The following is a 13,946-nucleotide window of genomic DNA, read 5'->3' on the forward strand; positions in this document are numbered from 1 at the left end:
GGTAATACTAAAAGTAACGTGACCTTCTTCAAAAAACCCAACTCCTTTCCATTCTCTCTTTTAGCGAAATCTAATTTTACACACCTCACTTACAAATACCCTTTGAGTCTGCTTTAAAAACTTCAACCATAGAAAAAACAGCATTGAGACACAAAAATACTAGTCCCAATACTGCTTTTACGCCCGTTTCTGCAATACTTCCAAAAACTCTGCGCCATATTTTCCCAATTTATTCATACCTACACCTTTAATTTCCAAAAACGCCTCTTCGTCTTTCGGTAGGTACTCACACATTTGCCGTAACGTTTCGTCGGAAAAAATAATATATGGCGGAACTTTGTGCTTCGATGCAAGCTCCCGGCGCACTTCTCGTAATTCGCCGAACAACCCTTCATCCACATCAATCGATACTTTCGTAACTTTTCGCGCTGTTTTCCGCGTGACTTTCTCTTTACCTAGCAAAACGCTAATTGCTTCATTGGTCAGTTTTAGCGATGGAAATTGGCTATCTGTGTAACTCAGATATTTCTCTGCCGCCAAATAATCAATTAGCTGCAAAACATCTTTCTGCGAGCGATCCTTCATCAAACCGTGCGTCGATAACTCTTCCAAATGCCACTGCTGGATTTTCTGATCCTTTGAGCCAGTTAACACTTTAGCAACCATGACTTTTCCGAACCGCTCTTGCATTCTCTTAATACATGAAAAAACTTGCTGTGCCTCAATCGTGATGTCCTGCGCTTCTCGCGTATCAAGGCAATTCCCGCAACGTCCGCAATTCTCGCCTTCTTCGCCAAAATATTGCACAATATATTTCTGCAAACAAATCTCCGTGTAGCCGTAACCTGCCATTTGACGTAGTTTCGCGTACTCGTTCTGCTTGCGCTCTTCGTCCATTTCCGATTGGTCAATCAAAAAATGCTGAATGTGCGTATCTTGTGGACCAAATAACAAAATACAATCACTGGCTACACCGTCACGCCCAGCACGTCCCGCTTCTTGGTAGTAAGCCTCAATATTTCGTGGCAAATTGTAATGCATCACGTAGCGCACATTTGACTTATTGATTCCCATACCGAATGCGTTCGTTGCTATCATTACACGCACATCATCATACAGAAACTTCTCCTGCCAACCGTTGCGTTCCTTATCCGACATACCACCATGATATTTCCCCGTCGGAATCCCCTTCTTGCTCATCATCTCATACAACCGTTCCACTTCTTTACGCGTCGCCGCATACACGATACCCGACTGTTCTGCGTTTGTTTTCACATAATCCAGCAAGTACTTGTCGCGGTTCTGCCCCTTCACGACCTGAAAAACTAGGTTCTCCCGTGCAAAACCCGTCTGAACGATGCTATCCGCGCTAATGTTCAGCAACTTCATAATGTCCTCCGAAACCGTTGGGGTTGCCGTTGCCGTTAGTGCAATAATAAGCGGACGTGGATGAATCCGATCCAGCGTGTTACACAGCGTCAAATAACTCGGACGAAAGTCATGCCCCCAATGCGAAATACAATGCGCCTCATCAATCGCAAATAGCGCAATATCCGTCGTGTCCACTAACCGTTGAAAACTCCCCGTTTCCAAACGTTCTGGCGCGATATAAAGCAGTTTTACCGCCCCATTTTCCGCATCCCAAAGTCGATTATCAATCTCCGTACCCGTCAATGAACTATTCACAAACGTCGCTGGAATTCCTTGCTCATTAAGCGCATCAACCTGATCTTTCATCAACGAAATAAGCGGTGACACCACAATCGTCAAACCATCCAAAACCAGCGCAGGAATCTGATAACAGAGTGACTTCCCGCCCCCAGTTGGCATAATCGCCAGTGTATCCTTACGTCCATATAAATTCCGCAACACATCCTCTTGTCCATCACGAAACGACGAGTAGCCAAAGCTCTCCTGCAAAACCTGTTGCGATTTACTCCAATACTGTTCTATCATTTTGACCTAGCACCTACCTTTATTTCCCGCTCAAAGCTTTTCTATCTATCCAGTATACCGTTTTTCACCAAACAAAAGAAGAGCTTTCGCGAAATCCGTTTTTTCACAGATCTCAAGCCCTTCAAAATTACTTTATCCTCGAGCTGTTGGATGAATACTTCGAAATGATAAACGATATGTTCACATTAATATCTATTTCCTTCTATATTTATCAAAATTTCACATTTTAGACATAATACTTTTCAAATAGGTAGTAAGAAGCTCATATTCTGCCATATTCGAAGTAACAATAACGCTTTTAAGTAAAAACCATCACATCAATTGATTTCATCATCGTTATGTTTCTTACAATAAAAAAAGCTATTTACATAATGACAAAAGCTGGTGTTTAAACAGCCTTTACACCGCTAACTCTCTATGCTAATATTTTACTTTGTAGGAGAATAATAAAGAATTTTATAGTACTTTTTTCAAAAATGTATTACAAAAGGAGGTTCTAATTAAGCTAATCTCTATCAAAATCATGCCTATATACTTAGATAAAAACTACATTGAATATTGGCATTATTCCTATATTTAAATAAATAAGATTTCTTAAAGGAGAAACATAATGAAAAACATAAGAAAATACCTAATAACTTTGATGTGCCTAGTCTTATCCTTGCAATCATTTAGTTTAATTGCAATTGCTCAAACTACGTCTTCTACAGATAGTATCAAGACGACTATTACCGTTCCCTCTGGTTCCATCACAAATCGAGGTGAAGTGACTATTCAAATTGATCTTTCTGGTAGCGCTGGCTCTTTCACTCCTACAAACGGTGATCTTACCGTGACCGTACCGAAAGATATCGTGTATAATGTCACTGATTTCACATCGAAACTTGACTTACCAGTACCATTCAAGTTGAAAACTATTACCTCAGATGCTACAAATTATAAAATCTTAATCTCTGTCGATACTACCTTGATTGCCTCGAATGAAGCCTTTCACGGTATTTTTCAGATTAAATTTGGCGCACCGATACTGACAATTGGCGATGCGCATAACGATACACAGACTTTTTCTGTCGATTACGCGACCAAACACGATGACATAACAGTCGCTGTTTCGAAAAAGAACCCGATTGTAAAACCAATTTTTGATAAGTGGTATAAAGGCGATTTGGATTCTAATAACGTCGCTGTTTTAAATACAACGGCACCTGAGCAAAATAAATTCCAACTCGTCGTAAATTATAAGAGAATAGCTTTGAATGATGTTGTAATTACAGATAAACTGCCTGATGGAACCTCTTTAGTAGCTACTAATAAGAATTCTGTGATTCCTGGCAGCGGTCTAACAATTGATAACATTCGTATTTTAAAAGCGAGTTCATTTGATGAGGATGGCGTCGTTACTGGCTACAAATACGTGACGGACGAATTCCAAGGCAAGATTAGTTACGATACAGTTACGCGTACTTTTACAGTAAATTTAGGTAATATGACAGTCGATGATACGTACTTTATTGAATACGCTTTAAAAGTGGATGACCCTAATATTGGACAACAAGTGAATACAGCCAATTTCACTGCATCCAACGCCGTTTCCATTCAGAAAACGCTCCCTGTTAAGCCCATTCAACACTTTGGTACGAGTTACCTGCTAAGCAAGAGTGTGGATAAGCAAGTCCTCAACTACGATGAAAATACATTAATCTACACGCTGAAACTGATGTCATTAGATGGCGCAAATATTCCAGCAGGTACAATTGTCACAGACCCACTCGACCCAAGAATTCACATTACTTCTATACTTGACTATGATAAGAGCAAATTTGACATTCAATACGATGCAGATTCTGTGACCATAAAAACACTCGTCGACACACCAAAAAACGAGACAAACAGTTGGGCTTTTGAAGCGAATGTTTCTACTCTAAAAGTTGGTGATTCTCTTCTGAACTCCGCGTATCTCGACGTATCGAATAACATTATCCAGTCCAATACCGTAGCAACGAAAAAATATGATGGACGAATTCAGATAGTGAAAAAAGATAATTTCGGAAAACCTGTAGCAGGTGCCGAATATACTATCACAGATACGAACGGCGCGACAATGTTCCAAGGAAAAACGGATAAGGATGGAATTCTTCTATCCGCAGCATTACAAACTGGCACGTACACAATCGTAGAAACGGATGCGCCAGCAGGATATGTTCTTGATAGCACGCCTCAAGTCGCGACGATCACCGAACAAGATACTGATCCAATTATACTTCAAACAAAAAATAACATTAAAACGGGCTCTGTAGAACTTACGAAAGTCGATGCTGCAGACCATACTACTGTCCTAGCTAATGCCGTTTTCAACCTGTTAGATGAAAATGGTGCACTTCTGAAGCAAGGCTTGACTACCGGTGCTGATGGAATTTTAACAGTGGCGAATTTGAATCCTGGGAAATACAGTTTTGTCGAGACCTCAGCACCTACTGGATACGTGCTGGATAGTACACCAATCCCGTTCGAAATCACTTTCGGCGATGATCAAACTCCTGTTGCGCTAGTCAAAGAGAACACCATGAAAAATGGGTCAGTTCAGCTAACAAAAGTTGATTCAGACGACCACACAATCTTGCTTGAAGGAGCCACATTTAACCTACTGAATGAAAATGGCACGATTTTAAAGCAGAACTTAACGACTGATGATGCGGGAATTTTGACAGTTGCTAATTTAAAACCTGGGAAATACAGCTTTGTCGAGACCTCAGCACCAGCTGGCTATATACTGGACAATACGCCTACTGAGTTCGAAATCCCTTTTGGTGATGATCAAACTCCTGTTGCGCTAGTCAAAGAAAATACTATGAAAACCCGCTCTGCGCAACTAACAAAAGTCGATTCGGCTGACCACACAATTCTGCTTGCTGGCGCTACTTTCGACCTTTTAGATGAGCAAGGTACAGTTTTGCAAACAGACCTAACTACTGATAAAAACGGATTTTTAGAAGTTACCAGTCTGAAACCTGGAAAATATAGTTTTGTAGAAACTGCCGCACCTGTTGGCTACACACTAGACAACACGCCCACCGAGTTCGAAATTCCTTTTGGTGATGACCAAAGTCCTGTTGTGCTAGTCAAAGAAAATACTATGAAACATGGCTCTGTTGAACTAACAAAAGTCAATGCGGAGGATCATACAATTCTGCTATCTGGTGCTGTTTTTGATTTATTAGATGAGCAAGGTAACATTTTAAAAGAAGGCCTTACTACTGATGAAAATGGTTTTTTGACGGTGGCTGATTTGAAACCGGGGAGATACAGTTTTGTAGAAATACATGCACCGGCTGGCTATACATTAGATGGCACGCCACTCTCATTCGAAATTCCCTTTGGTGACGATCAGATGCCTATACAAGTGGTGATGGAGAACAGCGTAACTTTCCAACCAACTCCACCAATCGTGCATGATCCACCATTTGAGGAACAACCAACACCGGAACCACCCGCGATATATCATCCAACACCAGTATCGCCGGCCATTCCAACCAAAGAAGCTCCCGTCATTAAAGAACCTGTCAAAAGAGCTCCAACGTTAGAAGAACCTAGCGCACCAACTAAAGAGACATTAGTAAAACTGCCAAAAACCGGTGACAGTTCAGAACGCAACTTAATTTTATTTGGCTTACTTTTATGCACATTCGCTTCCTTAGTATTCATTGTACAAATAAGAACGAAGAGAAATTAGCCAATTTAAAACGTACTAAATTTGATGAGATTAGTTTTCATTAAATCTAGTACGTTTTTAATAGTTATAGACATCAAATTTTATATTTTCCCAACAGTACGCTATAATAGAACAAATGAATCACTTGACTGGAGGTCGTTGCCATGAATCTTCGCCTACAAATTACTCTTTCTGCATACGGTGCCATCTTAGGTGCCTTTGTAGCAATATTATCGTTTCTATTCATTGTTACTATTAACCAACTAATCGGCTTACTTTGGAATAATCCCCATGATGCATTTCCAAATCCCTCTTACTGGCCACTTATTATCTGCCCAATTGGCGGAATTTTCGTCGGTCTTACACAAAAATATATCGGTACATATCCATCCGAAATGGACGAGGTTATGGGAGAGTTTCACAAAAATGGACGCGTAGAATATCGAGGGCGCATTTGGCGAAATATTGCAGCTGCTATAATTATTCTAACATTCGGGGCTAGCTTGGGACCTGAAGCAGCGCTAGTTAGCATTTGTGCGGGCCTAGTGACTTGGGTTGGAGATAGACTTAGCTTTACCTATCAAGAGCGTAAAGATTTCACAGAGTTCGGAATCGGTACCATGCTTTCTATTATTTTTGTAACTCCGTTTTATGGTATTGCTGCTACCCAAGAAAAGCGTCCAAAAATTCAAGATAAGAAATTACATGCACAAAAGATTATTATCTATGTTATATCTATCGCAACAGGTCTTCTCTTACTCCACTACCTTCTTGGACTACGAGGCGATAGCGGACTATTCGTACTACTTGGTCAATCCACCATCTCATGGCCAGAACTGCTACTATTCATCCCGCTCGTCTTTGCCGGAAAATATTTCGGATTGATATATGGTCTATTCGGAAAAATAGTGACGTGGATTACTAAGAGATTACCTCATAACCCTATCATCCTAGCCGTGATCGGAGGGTGCGCGCTTGGTATCGCAGCCTACTTCCTACCATACATGCTATTTTCAGGTGAACACTACTTTCCAGATATCACGAACGCATCAAAAAATATGTCATTCCTACTTTTACTAACAGTCGGTCTGGCAAAGTTATTTATTACAAAAGTCTGCCTGGGTACCGGATGGCGCGGCGGTCACATCTTCCCAGTTATTTTCTCGAGCATTATCACAGGATTTGCGCTTACACATATTTTGCCTTTTGACAGCATTTTCATCGTAGCAGTTTTTGCAACAGCTTCATGTACTAATATTTTAAAACTGCCATTAGCAAGCGCTCTGTTAGTTATGTTCTTTTTCCCGTACATTTTATGGCCGTTCGTATTTGCAGCGGCTTACTTATCGGTCTACAAGCCCAACAAAAAAAAGCTCGCAGTATAAAAAAATATGCTAAGTTTAGTCGTTTCGAAACTAAGCTTAGCATATTTTTAATTTTAGGAAATACTGTAGTTTGGTGCTTCTTTTGTAATTTGGATATCGTGTGGATGCGACTCACGCAAGCCAGCACCAGTCATCCGAATGAATTGCGACTCTTCACGTAGGTGACGCAAATCAGGCGAACCGCAATACCCCATTCCTGAACGAATACCGCCGATTAGTTGAAACAGCACATCGGCAAGAGAGCCCTTATAAGGCACGCGTCCTTCGATACCCTCTGGAACTAACTTCTTCGCATCCGCTTGGAAATAACGATCCTTAGAGCCCTTCTCCATCGCAGCTAGGCTTCCCATTCCACGATATGTTTTAAAGCGACGACCTTGGAAAATTTCTGTTTCGCCAGGACTTTCATCTGTTCCAGCAAACATACTACCAATCATCACCGCATGTCCGCCAGAAGCAAGAGCCTTCACGATGTCTCCGGAATACTTAATTCCACCATCCGCGATAATCGTTTTGCCATACTCACGCGCAACCGTTGCACAATCATAAATTGCCGTAATTTGAGGCACACCAACACCTGCAACCACACGCGTTGTACAAATCGAACCTGGTCCGATACCTACTTTCACGATATCCACCCCAACGTCAAAAAGTTCACGCGTTGCTTCTGCCGTAGCCACATTACCAGCAACAATGTTCACATCTGGGAATGCCGCGCGAATCTCAGCAATTTTGTTTAAAACGCCCTGTGAATGACCGTGTGCCGTATCAATAATAATCGCGTCCGCACCAGCCTTGACTAACTTCTCTGCACGGCTCAGCGTATCATGCGTCACACCCACTGCTGCTGCAACAAGCAATCGACCATGAGAATCCTTCGCCGAATTCGGGAACTCAATCACTTTTTCAATATCTTTTATCGTAATAAGACCTTTCAAAACACCATTATCATCCACGAGTGGAAGTTTCTCAATACGGTGCTTCTGTAGGATATTCTCAGCTTGCTTCAAAGTCGTGCCAACTGGTGCAGTAACTAGGTTTTCCTTCGTCATCACATCAGAAATCACAATCGAATAGTCTGTAATGAAACGCAAATCACGGTTGGTCAAAATCCCAACAAGAATGCGATCTTCTTCATTATTAACAATCGGTACACCCGAAATACGGTATTTCGCCATCAAATGCTCCGCGTCAAATACTTTATGATTTGGCGTCAAGTAGAATGGGTCAATAATAACACCACTTTCCGAACGCTTTACCTTTTCAATTTCTCCAGCTTGCTCTTCGGCTGTCATGTTCTTATGGATAACCCCGATACCTCCCTGACGCGCAATCGCAATCGCCATTTTGGCTTCCGTAATCGTATCCATCCCCGCACTGAAAACCGGTACATTGAGCTTAAGTGTCGGCGTCATTTCAACTTTCAAATCCACTTCATTCGGTAGTACATCCGATTTCGCCGGTACCAATAACACATCATCAAAAGTAAGACCTTCTTTTGCAAACTTAGTCTCCCACATGGGTCGCAACACTCCTTCAAATTTGGTTGACGTCACTGCTTCAAAATTACAAGCCATCCTTGTATTAGTCGAAAGAACCGCTCGCAATATCGCTTCATTTCCGCCGATAGATTTTGCTAATTAGATAAATGCTACAAGAAATTACGCCATATGTCAAGAGGCTGATAATTATCAGTTTTTTCTGAACTGGTTTGGCTTTCAGACTATCCACGAACTATTTTGATATGAAAGGAGTTATAGCAGTTTTTCACACTGACAAGCATAGGTATATAGACTCTATGTTTCACGTGAAACAATTGTTTTGCGTTTCTCTGTAGCATATGAATAATTACCACCATATGAAGAAATATGTCCATCTTCCAACCAAACCGTTCGTTCAAAAATTTGATCCATGAAAAAGCGGTCATGCGAAATAGCAATAATCGTTCCTTCAAAATTTCGAAGTGCTTCCTCCAAAACTTCTCGAGATGCGATATCTAAATGGTTTGTCGGTTCGTCCAAAAGTAACGTATTAACGGGCTGATTCATAAACTGTGCTAAACTAAGCCGCATTCGCTCCCCGCCACTCAAATTTGCTACTCTTCGAAATACCATTTCACCATAAAACAAGAATGTTGCTAACATATGTCTCGCATCCTCCTCCACAACCGAGACTTTATCACGAAATGCCTCGATGACCGTCTGATTCTCATCACCAACATCCATATGTTGCGATAAATAAGCAATATCCACGCTAGGGCCTACGTGTACCGTCCCAATATCAGGTTGCAAATCCCCAAGAATCAGCTTCAAAAGAGTAGACTTGCCAGCACCATTCTCACCAACAATTGCAACTCGCTCCTTCTGCCGCACATGCCAGTCCAAATTATTAAACAAAACACGCGTCCCAAATCCCAATATAACTTGTTCAAAAATCACGACATCTTCCCCACTACGCCTTGACTCTTCGAATTCAAGCTGCATATTCTTCCGCTCTAAAGCCGGTTTTTTCAAGACTTCCATCCGGTCCAGCGCTTTTTCCATGCTTTTCGCCCGTCGGAACAGCGCATCATTCGGTGGATTAGCCTCCGTCGCCCACTGCCTCAAACGCTTAATTGCCTGCTCCATCTTCTTAATCTTCTTCTGTTGATCCTTGTAATCCTTGAACTCTTTAAGCAAACGCTGCTCACGCTCCACCAAATACCCAGAGAAATTTGTATAATACGTAATCAATTCTTTATTCTCGAGCTCCACAATCTTGCGTACGACCTCATCCAAAAAATATCGATCATGTGAAACGACCAACATCGCCCCTGGGTACGCCTTTAAAAACTGTGTCAGCCACTCCACCGCCCTCAAATCCAAATGGTTTGTTGGCTCATCTAACAGTAGCAAATCCGGCTTCTCAAGCAATACCTTGCCAAGTGATACCTTCGTTTGTTCCCCGCCACTCAACTGTTCCCAATACTTATCTGCTAAATGAGAAATTCCCAGCCCATGCAAAATTTTATCCATGTCCATATCCAAATTATAGCCTCCAAGCTCGATAAACCGCGCCTGCTTCTCTCCGTAATTTTGCAATAATTTCTCGTTTGTATCATACGTCATTCGACTTTCCATGCCCTCTAATTCTTCCTGTAAAGCCAGTACATGCGCAAATGCGGTTCTAAGAAAATCGCGCACAACCATTGTTCCTGTAACAACCGGCATCTGATCCAACAGTCCAACTGTCGCGCCCTTTTGAACCGATACAACTCCCTCATCCGGCATTTCCAGCCGAGCAATAATTTTCAAAATCGTACTTTTACCTTCACCATTGCGACCGATAAGCCCCATTCGTTCACCTGACTCTATCTGTAGTCTAACCTTCTCTAAAACCAAATCACCTGTAAATCGTTTTGTTACGTTATTTAAAGCCACTATTGTCATTTATTCCTACTCCTCACTTTTTGAGAAGCATGTTTCCATTATCGTTTTGTGTCGCCCTGATTAAATGTACGACAAAAAAACTCAAGCAAATCCCTAAGAGCCTGAAACTTTGGTCAGGTTCAGCATTCGAGCGAATAAATACTCCGTTTCGAATTTGGGATTAATCCTAAGTTTTTATAACAATCCAATCTAGCGCTAATGAACAGCTCCTCGAAGTCTTCACATCTTTCGCAAAAACCAAAACTAGGTTTTCACTACAGATATTTCCGTTTTCGGAGCTAAGCGATCCATTTTAATATTTCATGTAGGAATCCATGCTTCTCTCAATTTTTTCCGATATTCAGTTATGCAAATTGGACAGACTGGTGTCCTGCAACTGAAAAAATGGAAAAAACGGCACGGATGATACTGCATAAATTGGCTACTAACTTCAAGCGTGCTATTGAGAATTTCATGGATTCCTCACCTCTTTCTGTTTCTAAAATATGCTTTCAGAATACTAGGTTTGGCCGGAATTGTCAAACCTTATTCTTACACCCTTCCTTTCTTTCGGTACAAAATAATACCGGATGTCAATATTGCTAACAATCCAATGACGATTAACCAATTACCAGACGTATCACCGGTTTCAGGTAGCTCGCCAACTTTCTCTGGACTTTTTACAACTTTGGCTACATTTTCCACCTTCACATCTTGCCCATCATCCACAGTCGGCGCTGGAGCCTTGGCCGCCTCGGCTTTTCCGTAAATATAGACTACTTCTTGTGCCATCTCCGAGAATGTACCACTGCTCTCGCCTCTTACCTCTTGTAGTGTATAATCTGGAATATCTTTCTTGGCAGTTTCGTAACTGTCACCGAATTTCCCAGTTAATTGAGCATTTTCAGCAAGCTTCTGACCATTTGTATCTTGATAAATTGCTGTCACTGGCTGAGGAATCGCATCGATGCAGTTTACAAGCTTAGCCACGGCAACATCCACTTCGCTCGCTGTATATTTTTTCCCGCCAAGTAGGCTTACTAACTCGTCTTTTGCTACTTTCAATGCTTCGATACTTGTCGAATTACCCGCCACTTTACTCAAAATCATCGTTGCCTGATCAATCGCCGCAAATGCAGGTGCCAGATCAATACTCATCAACTCTTTCTCCAAAAGAGGGTCGTAAGTCGGGCTAATTGCCGTTTCAAAATTTGCTCCTAAAATTGCCGCGTTCACCTCATAAAGATTGCTCGCCGCATCAATCAAGTTCTCAAGTTCAGCTACCTTCTCAAGGGTTAGCGCTTTACTATGCTTAATACGTTGTAAATGATGCTTGGCGAAACCTTTCGCGCTATCCACAGAATAACCATTTACCTCTAAAATTGCCGTTTTCGTCCACAAAAGATTCGACGGTGTGACGCTACTTATATCAGGTTCATTATACGTTTTCCCATCCCGATCAAAGGCGTACAGAAACATTCCAGACAAATTATTTTCCCGCACATACTTCGCCAATTGATACATATTCGACTCTTCATATGGAAGTTTCGTATCATACCAGCGATTCCGGTCCTGCTCTTCTGGGAACGTGAGCCCTGGTAAAAACTTATCCTTTGCAATATACGGAGCATAGGCATTCGACGACATTTCCGTACGATTTGTGCCACTGCCATATTGCTGATATGCCAGCACATCAAAGCTATCACTCACATTTTTGAATGGAGCCATCGTTTCTGCATTCGTATCATACAAAAACAGCGTCCCGTTATTCGCTTTCGGACCAATATATTTTGACAAAGCCTTGATTACACCATCCGAAATTTTCACATCGTTTGCACTCGGATGTGTTTCCATGTCAATATCCAAACCGTCCAATCCCCATGGCGTCATCAACTCTTCCAATAAAGCCTTCGCGTAAGCATCAAACTCCTGCTCTGTCGGGAATGCACCTGCATAAGGAATCGCTAGCAGTTTAGAATAATCAAAGCCACGAATCAACTTGACACCACGCGCATGTAATTCCGGTCCATATTCTGTTTTTAGCTTATCAAAAAACGGTTTTGCAAGCGCCTCCTGACCCGGTGGCACATAACTGAAAACGTTGACAATATTAATCCCGTATGGAATATCGCTCATACTAATCCAGTTTTCATCTGGCAAACTAGTGTTGACTCCCTTCATCTCAACATCCCGCCAAGCTCGGTAATACACGAGGAAGTTCTTATTCGTGATTTGTTCCTCTGCCTTCACTTTATGGGCTGATATTGAAAAAGCTGGGATTAAACTGAGGCATAAAACAAGGACAAGTAAAACAATAAGACTTTTCTTATACATGAAAAAACCCCTTTTCATTTTTGAAAATATTATTTCTAATTCTACCAAGGACATTTTGAACAGAACCAAAAACCTTAAAAAAGCGCTTTCAAAAACATCTTATCATAGATAGAATTGGATTATATAGACAAATTAAAGGCATTAGTGTACAAATTATTGTTTAGATAGAATACAAGTTCCTAACTAACCTTCTGGACATAACGCAAATAAATCGATCATAAGCGTGGGTAAAGTGAACAATTAGTCCCCTGAACACACACGCTTTCAATCGATTTTAATACATTACTTTCTAATAATTGGTATCCATATTTCACTCTTATAATCGGGTTTGCTCGTATCTGGACTTTCATTCCATAGTATCTCAGGCCCCGGAACAACTTCGTAACCCGATGTTGGAAGCCATTCAGAATAAATTCTTGCCCAAACTTCCTGTAGAGCTTGAGGAAATTCACCGCGTACTGTAAACACTGCCCAGTTTGAAGGGAGTACATTTAAAGCTTCCCACTTAGCTGGTATATTATCTGCTGTTGTAGCGACACCGATATATTGATCCAATTCAGCACCTTCTTGTCGCCCTTCTCCAAAATTCGTTGAAGCGCAAATAATACCCGATGGTTGGGTGTTGGACAATTTTTTAAGTGCCACAAAATCTTCTGGCTTTAAGCGTGCCCACATGTCATCCATTTGCGAATTCACACCTTCATAAACCAACTTAATACGCTTGCTAATTCCTACAATTTTAAATGATTCCTTTGTTTCAATCCGATAATCCATAAGACTTCCTCCTTGAACTTTTAACTGGAAGGTCATAGGAAGAAACGCTTTTAACTGTACCGTATCTTTTCTAGCCTGCGTAGGAGTTACATGGTGCAATGACTGAAATGCTCTTGTAAAAGCATCTGGTGATTCATAACCAAAGCGCATCGCAATATCAATAATTTTTTCATCGCTACCTTTGAGTAATGTTGCTGCAACTGCTAATTTTCTGAGCCGAATATACTCACTGAGTGGCATTCCTGCAAGATATGAAAAAACACGTCTGAAATGATATTCTGAACAGCAAGCTATTTTTGACAACTCTAGGTAATCTAGCTCATCCATCAAGTGAGCTTCAATATACTGCATCGCGAGATTCATCTGTTTGATTGTATCCAT

The 13,946-nt window shown here is 41.3% G+C and carries 7 protein-coding genes; 2 read left to right on the forward strand and 5 right to left on the reverse strand.

Annotation, left to right across the window (positions count from 1 at the left end):
- Positions 1 to 177: 177 nt before the first annotated feature.
- On the reverse strand, positions 178 to 1,956 hold the full coding sequence (recQ, locus tag R8925_RS05505; RefSeq protein ID WP_430534909.1) for a DNA helicase RecQ: 1,779 nt from the start codon (positions 1,954 to 1,956) through the stop codon (positions 178 to 180).
- Positions 1,957 to 2,566: 610 nt separating this feature from the next.
- On the opposite strand from recQ, the gene R8925_RS05510 reads away from it, so the two are divergent.
- On the forward strand, positions 2,567 to 5,686 hold the full coding sequence (locus tag R8925_RS05510; RefSeq protein ID WP_430534910.1) for a SpaA isopeptide-forming pilin-related protein: 3,120 nt from the start codon (positions 2,567 to 2,569) through the stop codon (positions 5,684 to 5,686).
- 143 nt (positions 5,687 to 5,829) lie between these two features.
- The gene (locus R8925_RS05515; protein ID WP_430534911.1) at positions 5,830 to 7,050 is read left to right on the forward strand and encodes a chloride channel protein; all 1,221 of its coding nucleotides are present in this window, start codon (positions 5,830 to 5,832) and stop codon (positions 7,048 to 7,050) included.
- A gap of 53 nt (positions 7,051 to 7,103) precedes the next feature.
- Here the strand turns inward: R8925_RS05515 and guaB are convergent, their stop codons facing one another.
- From guaB to R8925_RS05535, 4 genes are all read right to left on the reverse strand, one after another.
- Positions 7,104 to 8,570, reverse strand: coding sequence for an IMP dehydrogenase (guaB, locus tag R8925_RS05520; protein WP_430534912.1), 1,467 nt, complete (start codon positions 8,568 to 8,570; stop codon positions 7,104 to 7,106).
- A gap of 276 nt (positions 8,571 to 8,846) precedes the next feature.
- A complete protein-coding gene (gene abc-f / locus R8925_RS05525; RefSeq protein WP_430534913.1) occupies positions 8,847 to 10,478 on the reverse strand; it encodes a ribosomal protection-like ABC-F family protein in 1,632 nt (543 codons plus the stop codon).
- Between the two features lie 531 nt (positions 10,479 to 11,009).
- A complete protein-coding gene (locus R8925_RS05530; RefSeq protein ID WP_430534914.1) occupies positions 11,010 to 12,791 on the reverse strand; it encodes an EndoS/ChiA family endoglycosidase in 1,782 nt (593 codons plus the stop codon).
- A 282-nt stretch (positions 12,792 to 13,073) separates the two neighbouring features.
- Entirely contained in the window at positions 13,074 to 13,946 is an 873-nt protein-coding gene (locus R8925_RS05535) for an AraC family transcriptional regulator (RefSeq protein ID WP_430534915.1), read from the reverse strand.

The sequence above is a fragment of the Listeria rocourtiae subsp. hofi genome (assembly GCF_963575615.1).
Taxonomy (GTDB): Bacteria; Bacillota; Bacilli; order Lactobacillales; family Listeriaceae; genus Listeria_A; species Listeria_A hofi.

Coding starts and splice junctions, on each gene's coding strand:
- R8925_RS05530 (WP_430534914.1), bottom strand. CDS start 12,791: ATGTATAAGAAAAGTCTTATTGTTTTACTTGTCCTTGTTTTATGCCTC.
- R8925_RS05535 (WP_430534915.1), bottom strand. CDS start 13,946: ATGGATACAATCAAACAGATGAATCTCGCGATGCAGTATATTGAAGCT.
- R8925_RS05515 (WP_430534911.1), top strand. CDS start 5,830: ATGAATCTTCGCCTACAAATTACTCTTTCTGCATACGGTGCCATCTTA.
- recQ (WP_430534909.1), bottom strand. CDS start 1,956: ATGATAGAACAGTATTGGAGTAAATCGCAACAGGTTTTGCAGGAGAGC.
- guaB (WP_430534912.1), bottom strand. CDS start 8,570: ATGTGGGAGACTAAGTTTGCAAAAGAAGGTCTTACTTTTGATGATGTG.
- R8925_RS05510 (WP_430534910.1), top strand. CDS start 2,567: ATGAAAAACATAAGAAAATACCTAATAACTTTGATGTGCCTAGTCTTA.
- abc-f (WP_430534913.1), bottom strand. CDS start 10,478: ATGACAATAGTGGCTTTAAATAACGTAACAAAACGATTTACAGGTGAT.